Raw genomic sequence first — 18,072 nt, forward strand, 5'->3', positions numbered from 1 at the left:
AGGTTAGAGTTTAATCCCCAGCACTTGAGTATGGGCCCCCCGAGCCTGAGTAACCCCAATAGTTCGCTCGGCGGCTTCGATCATCGGACGACGTAAACTTACCACAATAAACTGGGCCTGTTGGGCCTGTTTTTGCACCATCTTCGAGAGTTTTTCTACGTTGGCCCCGTCCAGGAACATATCCACCTCGTCAAAGCCGTAGAAGGGCGAGGGGCGGTAGCGTTGCAGGGCAAAAATAAAGCTCAGGGCCGTCAGGGACTTTTCTCCCCCGGACATGGAACTGAGGCGCTGGACAGGCTTGCCCTTGGGATGGGCCACCAGATTAAGACCGCCGCTAAAGGGGTCTTCGGGATTATCTAATTGTAGATAGCCGTCGCCATCGGAGAGTTCGGCAAAAATGGTCTGGAAATTTTCATTCACGGCCGTAAAGGCCTCCTGGAAGGAGCGCTGACGCAGGGTGGTAAAGTTTTCGATGCGAAGCAGGAGTTCTGTCCGTTCCCCTTCGATCGTCCGCAGTTTTTCCGTCAGTTCATCAAGGCGGGCCTGGGTTTTTTCGTGTTCCTCTAGGGCCAGCATGTTGACGGGTTCCATGGCCTCTAGGCGCTTTTGGGCCTGGCGGATTTCCTTTTGTAATTCTTCCAGTCGGGCCTCGTAGTTGATCGTCAGGGGATCGGTATCGGCCAGGTCGGGCATATCGGGCCAGGGATCGGGGAGTTCCGCCTGCAGGGCCTGGCCCTGGAGGACGAGTTGGGCCAAGGCCTCACGGTTGGCCTGCTGGCTTTGCTGGCGTTTTTCCTGTTGCCACAGTGCTTGCTGGTGCTGGTCTTGCAGGGCCTTGAGTTGGGCTTCCTTTTGGTCGCGGGCCTGCTTGGTACTGCCCAGGCGCTGGGCAATGGCCGCCAATTGTTGCTCGGTATCTTGGATGCGGAGTTGGAGAGCCTGCTGTTCGCTCTGGAGTTGAGCTTGACGTTCTTGGTAGTCATCGCCTTGTTGCTGATACTGGCGCAGAAGAGCCTGGGTTTCGCTGATTTTCTCCTCCAGGCGTTGGGCCTGATTTTGCCAATCCAGTCGTCGGGCCTCGCCGGCGTTTAACTGACTTTCCTTGTGACGGTAGACACCTTCCTGTTCCTGAATTTGGTTTTGTAGGGTCTGCCATTGGCGGTGGGTCTGGGAGGCTTCAAGAGCCGTGAGGTGGGCTTGCTCGACCTGGAGTTGTTGTTCAAGACTGGGAATTTCTGAGCCTAAAATCCGCAACCGGCCCTGGCCCTGGTCTAATTCTGCCTGGTAGCGCTGAATTTGATGACTTAGCTCCTGCTGGCGTTGCTGGAGGCGGGCTTGCTCCCGTTGGCCCTGTTGTTGGGTGAGTTCCCGTTCCCGCAACTGTTGCCGAGCCTCGTTCAAGCGTTGCCCCAGTTCCTTCAGATCCACCTTCAGGGTGAGGAGGCGTTCCTCCTGCCGGGCCAACACCCGTTGAATATCCCCCAATCGTTGTTTTAGGCCCTGTACCTCCGTGGAATCCTCGGCCGTGGTGGCCCCAAATCGTAATTCCGAACGTCGAGGCCGACTACCCCCACTCAAGGCCCCGCTGGTTTCCAACAAATCCCCCTCGAGCGTCACAATCCGTTGCCGACCCAAGTGGGGACGGGCCAAGTCCAGGTCTTCAAAGACAACGGTTTGGCCAAAGATAAAGTTAAAAATACCCTGGTAACGGGGATCGTAGCGGACGAGATTCACCGCCAAGTCAATATAACCGGGAACGTTTTGCAAGGGAGAGGACTGGGGCCGGCCCTGGGAGCGCATTTTAGACAGGGGTAAAAAGGTGGCCCGGCCCGCCCGGGATTGTTTTAACAGGGCAATGGCGGCGGCGGCCACACCATCATCTTCCACCACCACATAGCCCAAGCGGCCCCCGGCGGCAATTTCCAGGGCCAGTTGATAGGAGGTTTCGACCTGGCCCAGTTGGGCCACCAGGCCACAAATACCGGGGAGTTCAGACTGCAAGATCATCTGGGTGGCGTAGGTTCCCTGGGCCTCCTGCTGGGCCTGGCGCGTCGCTTCTAGTTTGTCCAATTGCCGTTGCTTTTCCCGTTGTTCCTGCAATAGCCGTTGCTGGGTTTCTTCCAACAGACTGCGTTCCTGCTCCCGTTGACTGATCTCGCCGGCCAAGGCCTGGACTTGCTGGGTTAGGTCTTGCCGGGCCTGTTCTCCTTGGCTCAGGAGAATCGTTTGCTGGGCCAATTCCCCCTGGACTTGTTGGGTCTGCTGTTCCGCCAGGGTCAGGTTGTTGTGTAATTGCTGGTATCGCTCCTGCAACTGGGCCAATTCACTGCGCTTGGGGGCTAGTTCCGCCTGGAGTTGACTGACGCTTTGGCTGAGGCGGGTTTGTTCTTCCACGCCGGTGGTGGCCCGTTCGGCCATGGCCAGGGATTGCTGGCGTAGGTGTTCCAGGTCGGCCCAGGCCTGGTTGCGCTCGGCCTGGAGTTGGGGCAGGGTCTGACGGCTAAAGTAGGAGGCCTCTTGAGTGAGGTCAAGGAATTGTTGTTGGAGTTGGGCCAGGCCCTGCTGGGCTTGCTGGAGGGCCGTCTGGGCTTGCTGTTCCTGCTGTTCCCATTGCTGTTGTTGTTGGCTTAACTGCTGCCCCTGGGCCCGTTGTTCGGCCAGTTGGGCCGCTACGGCTAAATGTTCTTCTTCCCCCAGGGCCTTGACCTGGGCGTTTAATTGCTCAAATTCTCCCTGCTGGCCCTGGATTTCGATTTGAATCTGCTGGATTTGTTGTCCTAGTTGGGCCAGGGCCGTTGTATCAGCTTCTAATTGCTGTTCTAAGCGTCGTTGCTGGGCCTGGTTGGCCTGGTAGTGCAAGACCTTTTCCCAACGTTGCTTTTCTTGAATCTGGCCCCGCAGCTTCTGATATTTTTCGGCTTTGATGCGGTCAGCAGCTAAACGCTCTAGGGAACGCAGAAGTTCTGTTTCAATGATGCGACAGCGCTCTTCCCGTTCCCGGACTTCCTCTAGGGTTTCCTTGGTTTTAACAATTTTGCGGTCAAATTCCGCCACCCCCGCCAGTTCATCAATAATTTCCCGACGCTCCTTGGGGTTCATGGTAATAATGCGAGTGACATCCCCCTGAAGCACCACGTTATAGCCTTCGGGATAGATGCGCAGTTGGCTCAGCTCTTCGTGGAGTTCCGCCACCGTTGCCGCTTCACCGTTGATGCTGTAGCTCGAAGAATAGTTCCCCCCTTTGGTTACTTTAAGGCGACGGGTGACGGTCCAGTCCTGGCCATTTTCCAAATCAAAGGTGACAGTCACCACGGCCTCAGCACTGCCCCGTTGTTGACTATGGTTATGGTTGACTAAATCCGGGAGACGTTCAGCCCGTAGGCCCTTGGAGGTGGCTAGGCCCAGACAAAATAACAGGGCATCAAGGATATTAGACTTGCCAGAGCCATTGGGCCCAGACACTACGGTAAAGCCAGGAAGCAGGGGGATGGCCGTTGTCCCGCCAAAGGATTTGAAGTGCGAAAGTTCAATACGCTTGATGTAGACCATTGCCCCTGTGGCTGTCCGAGTCCCAGTGAAGTAGCCCGAAGAACATACTCAGTGTATCAAACCTGAACTCAGCTTAACGACACAACTAACCCCACTGTCCCCTTGCCAAGGGGAGGTGCCGCAGGCGGAGGGGTAAAAATCTGTAGCCTTAATTGGGAGCACCGGTATTACTGGCCCCTAACGAAAAAAGCTGGGGAAGTCCCCAGCCGATTCAGCATTTCAGTATCAAAATTGAAAAAGTATCATCGAGGGCCATCTAGACCAAGGGAATATTATTCACCAAGGCATTCAGACCAGAATTCACCTGGATTTGGGTGCTAACCGCCAGTCCAAAGGGATCAAGCCATTGCCGGCTAAAGGGTTCATTGCGAGCCCCTTGATTGGCCGCCAACTCTTCGGGGGTGTCAATGGAGCTAGTAAATAGGCCAGCGCTGGCAATTTTGTTATTCAGCTGGTTGACATCGTCATTTTTGGCGTTGAGAGCAATCTGCAGGGCCAGTTCCGGTCGGGTGAGGTTGCCATTGGCTAACTGTTCCGCCCAGAAGGCCTTGCCCCCCGCTTCTGGAGTCCGATTGAAGGTCGCATTGTAAATGAAGTCAATCACTTCCCCGTCGGTTTTTCCAGCGTAGAGACGATTGGCCTCTTCGGAATTGCCAAAGGAGTTAACAAAATTGTTGTAGGTAGCCGCCTCATTACCCGTGAGAAAGTCGCCATTGACGGGAGCGTAGCTAAAGTTACTCTGGATCAGAATATTATTCCAGAAGTTTAGGCCCTGGACATCGCCGGGACGGCCATAGTAGGCAATATAGGCCACCTGAGCATTCGTGCTAATCGAGATAAACTCGGGTTGGTTATTGAGAGTGATAGAAGCCTGGGCTGGATTCGTGGCATAAACCGTGCCATCAAAACCATTCCAACTAAAGCTTGTCGTTCCCACAAAGTTGGGGCTGGGGGCAAAGGTCAGGGTTTCTACTGCCGCAGACGTAATTTCCTGGCCCACCGCAACATTAGTATCACCGAGGCGCAGAGTGCCATTGTTTGGCAGGCTTACAATTTTGACCTTGGTTAGAGGGTTGCCATCAACGTCCGTAAAACCTGCGGTAAAGTTGGCCAGGCTGAAGGGAATCAGACTATCTTCGTTCCCTGTAATTGCCACGTTGACCACCGTTGGGGGAGTGTTGACGGCGGCAGGGCCAGGAACGGCAATATCATAGAGGGTTGAGGTGCCACTGACTTCATTGGCCACTACCAGCATAGGCTTGCCGGTTGGACTCTCGACGGCGGGAACAAAAATCAGGCCTTCTGGCCCCAGGTCTCCGGCCTGCGAGGTATTAGTCGCGGTATTAAAGTCACGGTTATTGATGTACTGGAGGAATTGAGGAGTCACTGGATTAGTGACATCGTAAACCATCACTCCACCAATCCGCTCTAGGCCAATAAAGGCGTAGGTACGGTCATTGATTTTGCCCAGGACGACGCCCTCCGGCTCAGGGCCTTTGTTGTCACTACGGTCATCAAGGGTATTGTTGGTATTGCTCGCATTAAAGTTAGCGGGAAAATTAGCCGCCGTAATGAGTTCTAAGTCATCTCCGCTGTCAAAGACAAGATTACCATTGGCATCCCAGATTGAAAAAGAGCGAGAACCGAACATGACGATTTGATCAAAATCGCCGTCTCCATCCGTATCCCCGGATTTGTTCGTCACGGTTAAGCGACCAAGGTTTTGATTGAGCTTGAGTTCTGCTGCATTAGGAAAAACCGTCGGGTCAAGCACGTAACTACTGCTACCCACCCGCACTTCTTCGTTGAAAATACCGCCTTCATTAACCCCAGGAATGATGCCGTTGGCCGTTGGCCGAATCCGAGCATCTCCTTCGTTGGCTGTAATGTAATAAACCTGACCATTGACGCTATAACTGGCGATACCATCGGGTTGATACATGCCAAAAACCGGCCAATTCAGCAAATTAATGGCCCCCGTACTGCCTGCCAGGGGGAAGTTAACATCCCGGTCACTAGGGTCGAAAGTATTGCCAAACTGATTAAAGTCCTTTAAACCCAAGGGTTTGATGTTGGTAATTGTACCGGTTGCAAGATTGAGAAAAGCAAGGGCATTATTTTCTTGCAGGGTAATAGTTGCAGTTAAACCATCCGGCGATACCGCAATATATTCCGGTTCCAGGTCTTGGGCAACTGTAGCATTGGGGCCAATAATCCGAACACCTGCGGCTTGCAGGGCTGCTTTTTGGTCGTTGAAGGCCGTGAAACCTGCCGTGGTGACCTGGGCATTATTGACGCCATTACTCAGGTTAATAATACTAACCGAGCCTTCCGGGTCAATGGTGTAGGCTTCATTCGGTTCCCCTTCGTTCGCCGTCAAGACCTTCTTACCATCCGGTGTGAAGGTTAGCATATCGGGCAGGGCCCCGACGGTGACGTTTTTGAGGGGCAGTTGAAAATCCAGGCTACTGGCCTGGTAAAACACCACTTGGCCATTGGCCTGGGGATCTTTTGCCTGAACTGCAATCGCTACTAGACCATTTTTGACGGTCACACTATTGGGAGACCCTCCCTGCGTCACACGACTAATATCAATAGAAGTAATCAGCGTGGGATTGCTGGGGTTACTCGCATCTAGCACATCTATTTTGCTGTTTTGGGCATTTACCACAAACAGGCGGCGAGTCGCTGGGTCATAGGCCGGAATCTCCGCTGCCGATTCATTGTATCGACCCGTAGCATAGGTCCCCAAGACGCTGAGTTGGATGACGCTGTTATCGCTGGGGGTCGTTGGGGCGTTGGGGGTTTCAGGGTTGATTAAAACATTACCCGCATTCAACTGATTGGCATTCACACCTTTTAAGAGCGCCAGCACCTGGCCCCCATTGGTTAAGCTGACTTGGGTATCAGCGCCTTGCTGGCTAAAGGTCAAGTCACTCAGCTGGCTAACTCCCGTCAAGGCGATGGCGAGTTGATCGTTATTGGGGGTGAAATCCACGACGGTATTGAAAGGATTTGGTGCTTCAGCAACGGCCAACCAAAAGCGGTCTAGGCCAGTGCCTCCCCAAAAAGTACTACTTCCCAAGCCCGGAAAGAAGGTATCATTGCCCGGCCCGCCGTAGAGCTTGTCCCCTGTCCCAGCATATAAAACATCATTGCCCAGGCCCCCGTAGAGGGCATTATTGCCACTGCCATCCCCAGCATCGAGGACATCATCGCCCTCGTCACCATAGGCCCGGTCAGTGTTATTTACAAAAATAGTGTCATTACCCGGCCCGCCACTGAGGATATTGCGGCCGGTACCGCTGCCGGCATCGATCTCATCATTGCCACCTAGACCGAGTACTAAGTCCTGAAAGCCATCAAAATTAAGGCCTGCGATCAACAGGTCATTGCCGGGAGTTCCTTGCGTTGTGGTCATGTTTCCTAGATCCTAAAAAACTCAGTATATCTATCGAATTATCGAAAAAAACCTGAACTAAGCTACTCCCCTAGCTCAGGTTAACAGTTTTAATTCTGCATTGCCTTGCCCATTCGGGGATTAGACAAAGACAAAGCTGGCCGCTGTCAGGGTGTTGGTTTGAATACCCGTCAGGGTGGCAAAGGTCACGCCATTGAGGACAATGTTATTGCCAGAGAAGCTGAGGTCGCTAAAGTCAACGCTAGCCCCTTGGTTGGCAATGCCGATCACATCCGTACCGGGCGTAAAGTCAACAATAGTATTGGGGAAACTGGGTAAGCTATCCGTCAGCATCCAGAATTGGTCGGCCCCGGCGCCACCGGAGAGGATATTACCACCACCGGCCTGGACAAAGAAGCGGTCATTACCGTCACCCCCAATGACCTGGCCATTGGTACCGAGGAAAAAGTCATCGTTACCGGCCCCACCGGAGAGACGATAACCCGACGCATCCGTGGCATCTAAGACATCATTACCAGTGCTGCCAAAAGCACGGTCGCCGTTACTAACATCAATAGTATCGGCCCCACTACCAAGGTTGATTCGATTATTGCCCCGGCCTTGGCCACCAATGATCACATCTACCTGATCATTACCGGCCCCGGTAAACAGAATGTCCTTGATACCAACAAGATCTTGGCCAGCCAGAAGGACATCTGCATTGGGAGAGCCCGTGACCAAATTCCCTGTGGGGGCAACCACCGTATCTTCGCGGAAGTTCAAGTTTTGAATCCGTTGGTCTTGGGAAGCAGGGGTGTCAGCAACACCATAGGCAGTTCCTGGTGTTGCATAGAACTCCTGCAAGTAGTCTTGGAAAGATTTCTGTTCACCCAAAGCATTGACAGGCACATTAGCGGGAGCAGTGAAATCAAGCGCTTCATCAAGCGGAGCACTCAATGTTCCGTCTGTCAGTAGATAACGGAAGTTACTGCCATTTTCTTTGATCGGATAGCCATCCCCACCGTTGGCAGTGAAATTGAGAATAACCATTTGAATGGTATTGGGCGCATCTGGATTAAATGCTCCATCTTGATATATCACAGCCGTTTCATTGCCGCTCAGATTTATGAGGGCAATACTCTTAACTTTGCTGCCAGTGGGATTATCCGGATCGTAGGAGACGCGAATCCCTCCAATTTGCATATAGCCACCATTCTGCTGGCTGGGGCCACTGGAGAGGCCTGCGGCAAACTCAAGGATGTTCTTCAGTCCTTGGGGTGTGGTGTCGAACACTATCAGTTTGTTGTCAAATCGCAGAGCGTTTTCAATGTCCAGGGTCGAAATTCCGCCCACCGGTTTTACATTAGTGGCACTCGGTGGAACCTTTGTGCCATCTTCTGCAATGGAGCCAATGGAGGCCCGAATACCACCACCGTTCTTGAGGGAGGTAACAAACCCACCACCAAGGGCCTGTTGAGCGGCATAGAGGTTGGCATCAGCGGTGATGTTCCCCAGGTTGACTTCCTGAGTCCGGCCAAACACCCGATCACCTTCCAGATACACATTGGTATAGCCCCAAATCGTACCATCTTTGGTAATGATGACATTATCGATTGCATCCACAATTTGCTTCACTTGCGAGCCGATCGTACTAGAGGCGATGATCTGGCTAGCGCTATTAGTTGTTCCGTAAGCAGCTTGGAGAGTAGCCTCCGTAGAGGCATAGGCTCCATTGACGACCGGATCCAGGTTGTTAAAAATGATTTCACCATTGCTGTCGAAGTTCACTACTAAACGACCAAGGTAGGTGTATTCGGTGTCGGTGGTGACAATCAGTGTGGGTTTACCGTCAGACCCAGCGGTAACAATCGGGTAGGCATCGGCAATGAAGTCAGCGTCATGGCCGTTGAAGGCAGCAGGGGTATCGGTTGCATCGCCCATGCGCTCGTGGCCGCCACCAGCCACCATCACGTCAATCCCGGAAACCAGGGGAGCCAGGAGCTTATTGCGATCAAGTGTATCTAACTGATCCAGCATGACGATCTTGTTCACACCTTGAGCGGTAAGAGCGTTCACCGCCGCCTGGATGTAAACAGCTACTTCCTGAAGATCATCGGTAGAGGGATTGCCATCATCCTTAGGGACGGTGCCATTGGGAGAACTCTTGCTGAGTAGATCGTAGGTGGTCGCTCCCACAATCCCGATTTTTTCGCCGTTCTGGGTAACAACCGCGTAGGGCGCAATTTTGCCCTTGATGGCACTAGCTTCCTGTCCGGCAAAAGCATTGGTAGACGTACCGCCCAGACTTGCATCCGCTAGACCGCGTAGGGAGGAATCCGCTGCAAAGTTCAGATTGGCGGTGATCAAAGGGAACTGAGCGCCCACCCAAGTACCCGACGAGGCGATCGCGCCCTGCAACACCGGTGAACCGAGGTCAAACTCATGATTTCCCAGGGCCGAAGCATCAGTGCCAAAGATGTTCATGATGGCAATGTCGGGGCGACCTAGGGCCGTGCTACGAATGCTGGGAATTGCATTCAAGGAGGGATCGGCTCCTCCCACTAGCCAGGGGCCAGGAATGTAGCTATCTCCCTCTCCCAAGACAAGAGTGTTTGCGTACTGGTCATCAAATTTATCAATCAAGGCCCCCATAATAGGAGCCGTTTCGACACCGAGCAGCCCGCTCTCGCCGTAGTAGTGCAGGATTTGCAAGGTAAAGGACGAGGCATTATTATCATTGTCGGCAATCGTGATAGTCGCACTGCCAGCGCTACCAACATCGTAGCTTCCGGTATCACCCAGAGAGAGGGTGAGGGTTTCATCACCTTCTTGGAGTGCATCATCTACGGGAGTAATCGTAATGTCTGCAAAGGACTGACCAGCGGGAATCGTAATTACTCCTGTAAGGGCCGGGTTTGCAGTATAGTCATTTGTCGAAACTTGACCAACCCCTGTCCCGATAGTGTAGTTAATACTCAGTGGGGTAAGGGTGTTGAGGGTGCGAGAAACCCGAAACGTAGCGGTGTCGTTACCTGTTTCAGCCGCATCTGCATCGATAGCAATAATCGATACTAGAGGAATAGCACCGGTCCCGACTGTTCCCGGAGAGCCGATTTCGTCGGCAGCGTTTGCTGCCACAAACCCACCCTGAACACCAACACTACTTAACTGGGAGATGGCTTCATTATTCAAACCGATCGCATTATCAAAGGTGGAGAAGGGCCCGGTAGGGGAGGTCCCAAAGGCTACGTTGGCTCTGACTATTCCATTAGCATCGAACAGATTAACTACGTCTCCTCCTGTACTGAGACCAACCCCTGACCCCTGATAGGTTCCAATCTGTAAGTTGGCGGGGGGTGTATTACCAAACCAAACCGATTTAAAGTTAGTGATAGTCGTAGTAGGATCGGAGCTTTCAATAAAGATGACTGACTCCCCTGCTGCAATCGTAGTTACACCATTGAGAAGCACCGCGGAGTTAAAAGAATTGGAATTGTCATCCATCTTCCAACCCGTGATATTGACTGGACTGTTGCCAATATTCGTCACCTCAAACCAATCCGCCCCCACAGGGCTGTTGCCGCTACTCCAGGGAGCTACTTCGGAGATGATTAAAGACCCGCTACCCCCATTAACGTCCGTTAGCTGGAGTGTGAAATCAATACTGGCATCAGGCGTATTCGTTCCCACCGCAGGATCATCTACATTGACCTTGACACCGTAGCTGGATTGTTTGGCATAGTTGAGTTCAGTTCCTGCCTTGAGATACAAACCAGTACCAATAATTTCAAAAACATTGGCATCGGCTCCCGATAAGCTCAGATTATTGCTTCCAACTCCGTCTGCATCTGTAACTGCAATGGTAGCCAGCTTGATACGAGAAGCCACGGAAGTACTCTCTGGTATAGATACAACCGGACTGTTCAAGACTACGGCAGTGGGTGCTGTATTTGCTACGTCGGATGGCGCGTAAACCCAAAGCTGAGGATGATCGCTGTCCCCACCGCCATTTTCACTGACGACATAAAGATTACCATTCTTGTCCATGGTCAGCCCTTCATGGGTCTGATCAGCAATACTTAAGGGGTTATCTGTATCAGAGACAAGGGTTAAAGAACTAAGAATCTTTCCAGAACGGTCGACTTCAACAATTTTGCCTGATTCCTGGCTCAAGATTAAGATATTGCGATAATCAGCTTGACCATTCAAATTGGGCAAATTAGAAAGGGCAAAAACATCAGAGAAGTCTTCCAGATTACCTAAAGCTGGTGTGAACAGATTGGTAGAGTTTTCGACTGTTGCAGATCCATTTGTGGCGGTACCATTATTAAAATCAATGCCCGTCTGGAAAATCCCTTCCGGATCTGCCTCTTTGACAGCAATGTAATCATTTGTTAATGGATCATAAGAAATACCTTCAATACCGATATTGCCGATGTTTGTGCCGAGATCAACGGTTTTAACATCATTTCTGGTCAAGGTATTGCCAGCTACATAGGTAAACAAACTTACCTGCCGATATCGTTCCTCTACCAACACAAACTGACCATTACCCACATAAGTAATGCCCTCAGTGTCGTAAAATTCGGTACCCTGGGGGCTATTACCGAGGGCTAAAGTCATAGAGCTGATAAGTTGACCAGTCTTGCTGACCTCAACAATAGAAGTGCTGCCATCCCCAATGACAAATAACGTATCTGTATCCCAGTTGTAGGTAACAGCAGAAGCTTCTTGGGCCAGGAGACTAGTACTATCCGGTGGTGTGGTGCGAGTAGGTTCCGGTAAGTCATAGCGACCAATTCTTACGTATGTAGATAAATCAATGGATGATACACTGCCATCACTAGGAGTAGTGCTAATCACGCCAAGTAGAGCTGGTTCAGGGGTGTAGTTGTCGTTTAGGGTGAAGGTTCCCGTCGCATTATCAATTGTAATTCCTGCTACCCGGAAGTCGTTATCGTTGAGCACCGCTACTGTATTGGCATCAATGATAGTCAGACCTTCTACCTTCTCGACGGTGTTGTAACCGGCCTGGGCTAAGTCGATGTACAGGGCCTTGTTGACGAGGTTAATATCTTGGCTGGCTAATTCAGCGGGAGTCATCTGGTCGATAGTTTTAAGGGTGCCGCCACCAAGGTCAATGGGGGCGTCTTTACCAAGGATATTGGTAGCGTCGTCTAGGCTAAAGCGATAGACTTTTTTCTCAATGGTGGCAAGAGGATCGCTATCAATGGCATCGTCGTCACGTTCTACCACCAAAAATTGACCATTACCAATGTATACAGCATCACCGATCTTATCGGCCCGAGTATTATCACCGCCCCCTAGGTTGAGGTTATCCATGCGGTAGAGGTATTCTGCTGTCACTGTTTTAGTGGCCACGTCAAATTCGACAATGCGGATATTGTTCAGGCCATTGAGGGTTGCGTTAGAAAGAGTTGCGGGATTACGGAGCGGACTCTGGACAAAGGCGTAGAGCTTGCCGTTATCGGTATTCAGGGCCACGGCCTCAAAACCCCGGTTTTGACGACGCTGGGCTAGGACGGCTGGCAAGACTTCATCCCCAAAATCGCCAGGGGTTTGGCCCACCGCGGCGGCCGTACCGACGGGAACAAAGCGATCGATTAGTTTTCCTTCTGTGTCGAAGTGATAGATAGCAGGACGGTATTCATCCACCATCCAGAAGGTGCCATCCGTGGGATTGACCACAATACCTTCTAGGTCGCCCCCCAGATTGTCTAAGGGGGTAATTACATTACCAAACAGATCCACGGGCACTTCGTCGTTGTAGGGGGTATTACCGTTGCCTCCAGTAACGGATAAATTCGGCAAGCCGCTAATCGGCGTACCATCCGCTTGTTTGAGACTAAGGCGCTGAGTAATGGTAACGACTCCTGTTAAACGATTGAGCTCAAATCGCACAATTTCAGGACTGAAGTCAGGCAATAAAAAGGGTCGATTACTACCCGTTGGTTCCCCGTTGGGGCCCCGGTCAGTGTGGGTGACAAACTTTAGGTTGCCATTGGGGGCCGTCCCCTCATAGAACAGACCGGAAAAACCACCGAGGAAAAGTTCCTGCCCCGCCGTTGTTGTTCCGATGGTGGGCAAATTCTTAAATTCAAAGGTTTCTAAATTGGTAGTAAGGCTAGAACCACTATTAATAGTCATGATGTCCTGTGTGATAGTTGAGCCGGCCCTTATCCTGCCTTCTTGAAGAGCTGAGAATCAGGATAGGCACTAACACATTACAAGACTTTATTGTCAGTAAGATTTAGAGTTGATTAGGACTAGGTTAAGCTTGTCCTAAGCTTTTGTCGTTTTGCAGTGACTGATCTCTATGGAGGGCCTGAAGATGCTTGGGATCGCCGTTCAATCGTCCAAAAGGGGAAGGTTTGGCTAGGATTAATCACCACCCCTTGAATATCATTCTGGGCAAAGGCAAAGTCCTTGCTCTGCCAGAGGGGAATATAGGGGACATCCTCCGCCAAGCGGGTTTGAATTTTAGCAAAAATGGCCTGGCGTTCCGCTGGGTCTAGGGTCTGGCGCTCCTGGTCTAGGAGTTGATTCATTTCCTTGCTGTAGTAAAAAGAACCTTGATTCTGGGAGCCGCCTTCGAGACAGCCTTCCTGGGGAGACCCCTTAGCGCAGGAAAGAAAAGGATAGAGGTAATTATCGGGGTCAAGGAAATCCGGGTACCAATTGGAAATAGCACTTTCGTAGAGGCCACGACTGACGTTTTTAAAGTAAGCGGCGGCGGCAATGCTGTTGGGCTGAAATTCAATCATGCCCTCTAGATCTCGTTTAGCCAGGGCCTTGAGCAGAGCCGCCACAATACTGCTAGTGATGGAGCCGGAGGAATGCCAAATTTCCACCTTGGCGGGTTTTTCGGGGCTATAACCGGCCTGACGCAACCAAGCCTTGGCTTGCGCTAGGTTCTGCTGGGGATACTGTTGTTGGAAAACGGGCTGGTAGGCGGCAAAGCTGGTGGGAACTAAACTATAGACGGGTTCTCCCTGGCCCTGGAGTACCCGTTGGTTGAGAAATTGACGGTCGATCAGGGTCGCAACGGCCTGGCGGACTAGCTTGTTTTGCAAGGTTTCCCCCTGGAGGTTAAGGGTCAAGAAATTGACCACGGAACCCGGTGCTTCGATCACTTGGCCCTGGCCCTGTTGAGCATCAGCCTGGAGTTGCTTGACCTGTTGGGGAACCAGAGATTGGTAGGCCACATCCACGGCCCTGGTGCGAAAGGCATTAAATAGATTGGCCGGATTGCCGGGATAAAGCTGGAGATCAATGCCCTGATTTTTAGCGGGTGTCCCCCAGTAGTCAGCAAAGGCCGCCAGACGCAGACTGTCGTTGGTCATACTCACCAGGCGATAGGGGCCAGTCCCCACCAAGCCATCGGGCTTAAATTTCCCGGCCCCAATTTCGTAGGCCTGGGGGGAAAGGGCCGCCGTTCCCGGAAAGGCCAACAGGGCCGGAAAAGCCGCAAAGGGCTTTTTCAGCGTTATCACTAATTCCCCATCGCTAGTGGCTGCCACCTTGGCCACGGTATCTGTTAATAAAAAGGAGGGTTTGCCGCCATTCTCCATAAAGCGCTGCAGGGAAAAGGCCATGGCCTGGGCATCAAAGGGCGTTCCATCGTGGAATTTAACCCCCTGTCGGAGAGGAATGGTGTAGGTTAGGCCATCTTCACTCAAGCGGGGCAGGGCCTGGGCCAGGAGGGGTTGTAATTCCGTCGTACCGGGCTTGTAGGTATAAAGCGTTTCCCCCAGGTTATAGGCCAGAAGCAGGCTGGCGACCTCGTAGCTATCGGCGGGGTCTAGGGTACGGGGCTTAAGGGTGGTGCCAATGGTAATCATTTCAGGATTACGGGTCAGATTGGCCGGAGCATCGGCAGAACGCCCACAACTCCAGAGGGAAAGCCAAGTCAGTAGAAGGAGGAGAACCAAAAGGGCCCTGACCCCCCAACGGGAGGAGATTAGAGGAACAGCCCGAGACGACAACACAGCCATGGCACACACCCAAGCAAGATAGCCAGACATCTTAGCAAAATTAGGTTGGGGCCAGGGGAGAGGCCAGGGATTTCTGCGAGAGTTTGATAGAATCAGCCTTAATGCCCATCTCATTCAACGCCGCCCTAGACCCGTGACAGAAGCCAAAAGTTACAAAGATACGGTTAACCTGCCCCAGACCCGTTTTGAAATGCGGGCCAATGCCAGTCAACGGGAATTGGAAATTCAACAGTTTTGGCAAACCGCGGCCATTTACGAAACCCTTTCGGAACAGAATCCGGATCAGCTTTTTGTGCTCCACGATGGCCCTCCCTACGCCAATGGGTCTCTGCACATGGGCCATGCTTTGAACAAAATTTTGAAGGACATTATCAATAAGTACAAGCTTTTGCGTGGTTGCTCCGTGCATTATGTGCCGGGGTGGGATTGTCACGGTCTGCCCATTGAATTAAAAGTCCTGCAAAGCCTTAAGCAAGAAGAACGTCAGGCCTTAACCCCCTTGACCCTGCGTCACAAGGCCCGCGATTTTGCCATCAAGGCCCACGAAGAACAGTCCATAGCCTTCCAGCGTTACGGTATCTGGGGCAACTGGCAAGACCCCTATCTCACCCTCAAACCCGAGTACGAAGCGGCCCAGATCGGAGTTTTTGGCCAAATGGCTCTCAAAGGGTACATTTACCGGGGCCTAAAACCCGTCCATTGGAGTCCTAGTTCCCGCACGGCCCTGGCGGAAGCGGAATTGGAGTATCCCGAGGGCCATACCTCCCGCAGTATTTACGTGGCTTTTCCCATTACTCAAGTCGGTGCAAAGGCCCAAGCTGTTTTAGCCCCCTACCAAGCAGATCTCGGCGTCGCCATCTGGACAACCACGCCCTGGACGTTACCGGGCAATCTCGCCGTTGCGTTGAATCCAGAGCTGAATTATGCCGTCGTTGAAGCGGATCACCCCCTTTGTCAACAGCGTTACTTAATTGTGGCGGCGGATCTGGTGGAACGCCTCAGCCAGACCTTCGAGGCGGTTTTGCAAGTGAAAGCGACGATCCGAGGCGAAGACCTAGAACATACTCTCTACCGTCATCCCCTCTTTGAGCGGGAAAGTGCCATTGTCATTGGTGGTGATTACGTCACGACCGAATCCGGGACGGGCCTGGTTCATACGGCCCCCGGCCATGGTCAGGAAGACTTTATTGTAGGTCAACGCTACGGCCTGCCGATCTTGTCTCCAGTGGATGCGGCGGGGAATTTCACCGAAGAAGCGGGCCAATTTGCAGGCCTGAACGTACTTAAAGATGCCAACGAAGCCATTATTCAAGCCTTGGTGGGCGCCCAGGCCCTGCTCAAGGAAGAGGCCTATCAGCACAAATATCCCTACGACTGGCGTACTAAAAAACCAACCATTTTCCGGGCCACAGAACAGTGGTTTGCCTCGGTGGCTGGTTTCCGGGAAGCGGCCCTTGCAGCAATTAAAAGCGTGAAGTGGTTTCCGGCCCAGGGGGAAAATCGGATTACGCCCATGGTGGGAGAACGTAGCGATTGGTGCATTTCTCGGCAACGGGCCTGGGGAGTACCGATCCCCGTCTTCTATGACGAGGAAACGAATGAGCCTCTGCTAACTGCCGAAACTATCGACCACGTCCAGCAGATTATTGCCGAAAAAGGTTCCGATGCCTGGTGGGAACTCTCGGTGGAGGAACTCCTGCCCCCCAGTTACCGCAATAATGGCCGCACCTACCGCAAGGGGGAAGACACCATGGATGTCTGGTTCGACTCCGGTTCCTCCTGGGCCGCCGTGGCCAAGGCCCGGCCAGAATTGAAGTATCCCGTAGATATGTACCTGGAAGGTTCCGACCAGCACCGGGGTTGGTTCCAGTCCAGTCTGCTGACCAGCGTGGCGGTGAATGGTATTGCGCCCTATCAAACCGTTTTGACCCATGGCTTTGTGTTGGATGAAAAGGGCCACAAAATGAGCAAATCCCTGGGCAACGTGGTCGATCCCTACCAAATTATCAACGGTGGCAAGAATCAAAAACAGGAACCGGCCTACGGGGCCGATATTCTGCGGCTTTGGGTGGCGTCCGTGGACTATGCCAACGATGTTCCCATCGGCCAAAATATCCTCAAGCAATTGGTGGATGTCCGCAATAAAATTCGTAATACGGCCCGCTTTTTGTTGGGGAATTTGCACGATTTCAATCCCGAAATTGATGCTGTGGCCTACGAAGATTTACCGGAATTGGATCGCTATCTTTTGCACCGGATGACAGAAGTTTTTGAGGAAGTTACCGAGGCCTACGAGAGTTTCCAATTCTTTAAATTTTTCCAAACTATCCAGAATTTCTGTGTGGTGGATCTCTCCAATTTCTACCTCGATATTGCCAAAGACCGGCTCTATATTTCGGCCCCCAATTCTCCCCGTCGTCGGAGTTGCCAAACGATTTTGCACCTGGCCCTAGAGAACCTCGCCAAGGCCATTGCGCCGGTGTTATCCCACTTAGCAGAAGATATTTGGCAATTTCTGCCCTATCCCACCCCCTACAAATCCGTGTTCCAAGCCGGTTGGGTACATTGTGATGAGAAGTGGAAGCTTGTTCCTGGCACACCAGTAGATGCCGAAAAAGTTACATCAGATTTAGCTCGTCAATGGGAAGCACTCAGGGAACTACGAGATGGTATTAATAAAATCTTGGAAAAGGCTCGTTTGGATAAAATGATTGGTTCGTCACTAGAAGCTAAAGTTCTAATTTATGATTCTCGTGATGGAGATCCTGACTCAGACAACTATGTTGATAAAGGCTTAAGAGCTAGACTAGAGTACTTCAATGAAACAAGTACTGAAATTCAATTACGTTATTTCTTCCTTGTTTCTCAAGTAGAACTCATTACCAATATCGGGCTTTACGAGCAGGCAGTTTACAAGGACATTGTAAAAATTAATTGGCCTCGTGGCTACACAGAACGACCTGTTTCTCTCAAGGTTGCCATCGTCGAAGCTGCTGGCCAGAAGTGTGAACGCTGTTGGAATTATTCCGAGCAAGTAGGAACTTTTTCAGAGGATCCGACTCTATGTGAACGCTGTGAAGCGGCCCTGCAAGGTAATTTTTGAGGTTG

5 protein-coding genes are annotated in these 18,072 nt (G+C 51.9%); 1 reads left to right on the forward strand and 4 read right to left on the reverse strand.

Translation table 11 applies throughout. The annotated features are described in order from the left end of the window. Positions 1-3 precede the first annotated feature (3 nt). From smc to ABXS88_RS00985, 4 genes are all read right to left on the reverse strand, one after another. Positions 4-3,549, reverse strand: a complete 3,546-nt coding sequence (smc, locus tag ABXS88_RS00970) for a chromosome segregation protein SMC (protein ID WP_353673339.1) — start codon at positions 3,547-3,549, stop codon at positions 4-6. A 256-nt stretch (positions 3,550-3,805) separates the two neighbouring features. Next, a complete protein-coding gene (locus tag ABXS88_RS00975) occupies positions 3,806-6,970 on the reverse strand; it encodes a choice-of-anchor I family protein (RefSeq protein WP_353673340.1) in 3,165 nt (1,054 codons plus the stop codon). 120 nt (positions 6,971-7,090) lie between these two features. Continuing rightward, a complete protein-coding gene (locus tag ABXS88_RS00980; RefSeq protein ID WP_353673341.1) occupies positions 7,091-13,117 on the reverse strand; it encodes an esterase-like activity of phytase family protein in 6,027 nt (2,008 codons plus the stop codon). Positions 13,118-13,284: 167 nt separating this feature from the next. Then, positions 13,285-14,964, reverse strand: a complete 1,680-nt coding sequence (locus ABXS88_RS00985; protein ID WP_353673342.1) for an ABC transporter substrate-binding protein — start codon at positions 14,962-14,964, stop codon at positions 13,285-13,287. A gap of 133 nt (positions 14,965-15,097) precedes the next feature. Here ABXS88_RS00985 and ileS point away from each other — a divergent pair, with 133 nt between their 5' ends. Beyond that, positions 15,098-18,067, forward strand: coding sequence for an isoleucine--tRNA ligase (ileS, locus tag ABXS88_RS00990; protein ID WP_353673343.1), 2,970 nt, complete (start codon positions 15,098-15,100; stop codon positions 18,065-18,067). The last annotated feature ends 5 nt before the right edge of the window (positions 18,068-18,072 follow it).

Source organism: Synechocystis sp. LKSZ1, assembly GCF_040436315.1.
Classification (GTDB): Bacteria; Cyanobacteriota; Cyanobacteriia; order Cyanobacteriales; family Microcystaceae; genus Synechocystis.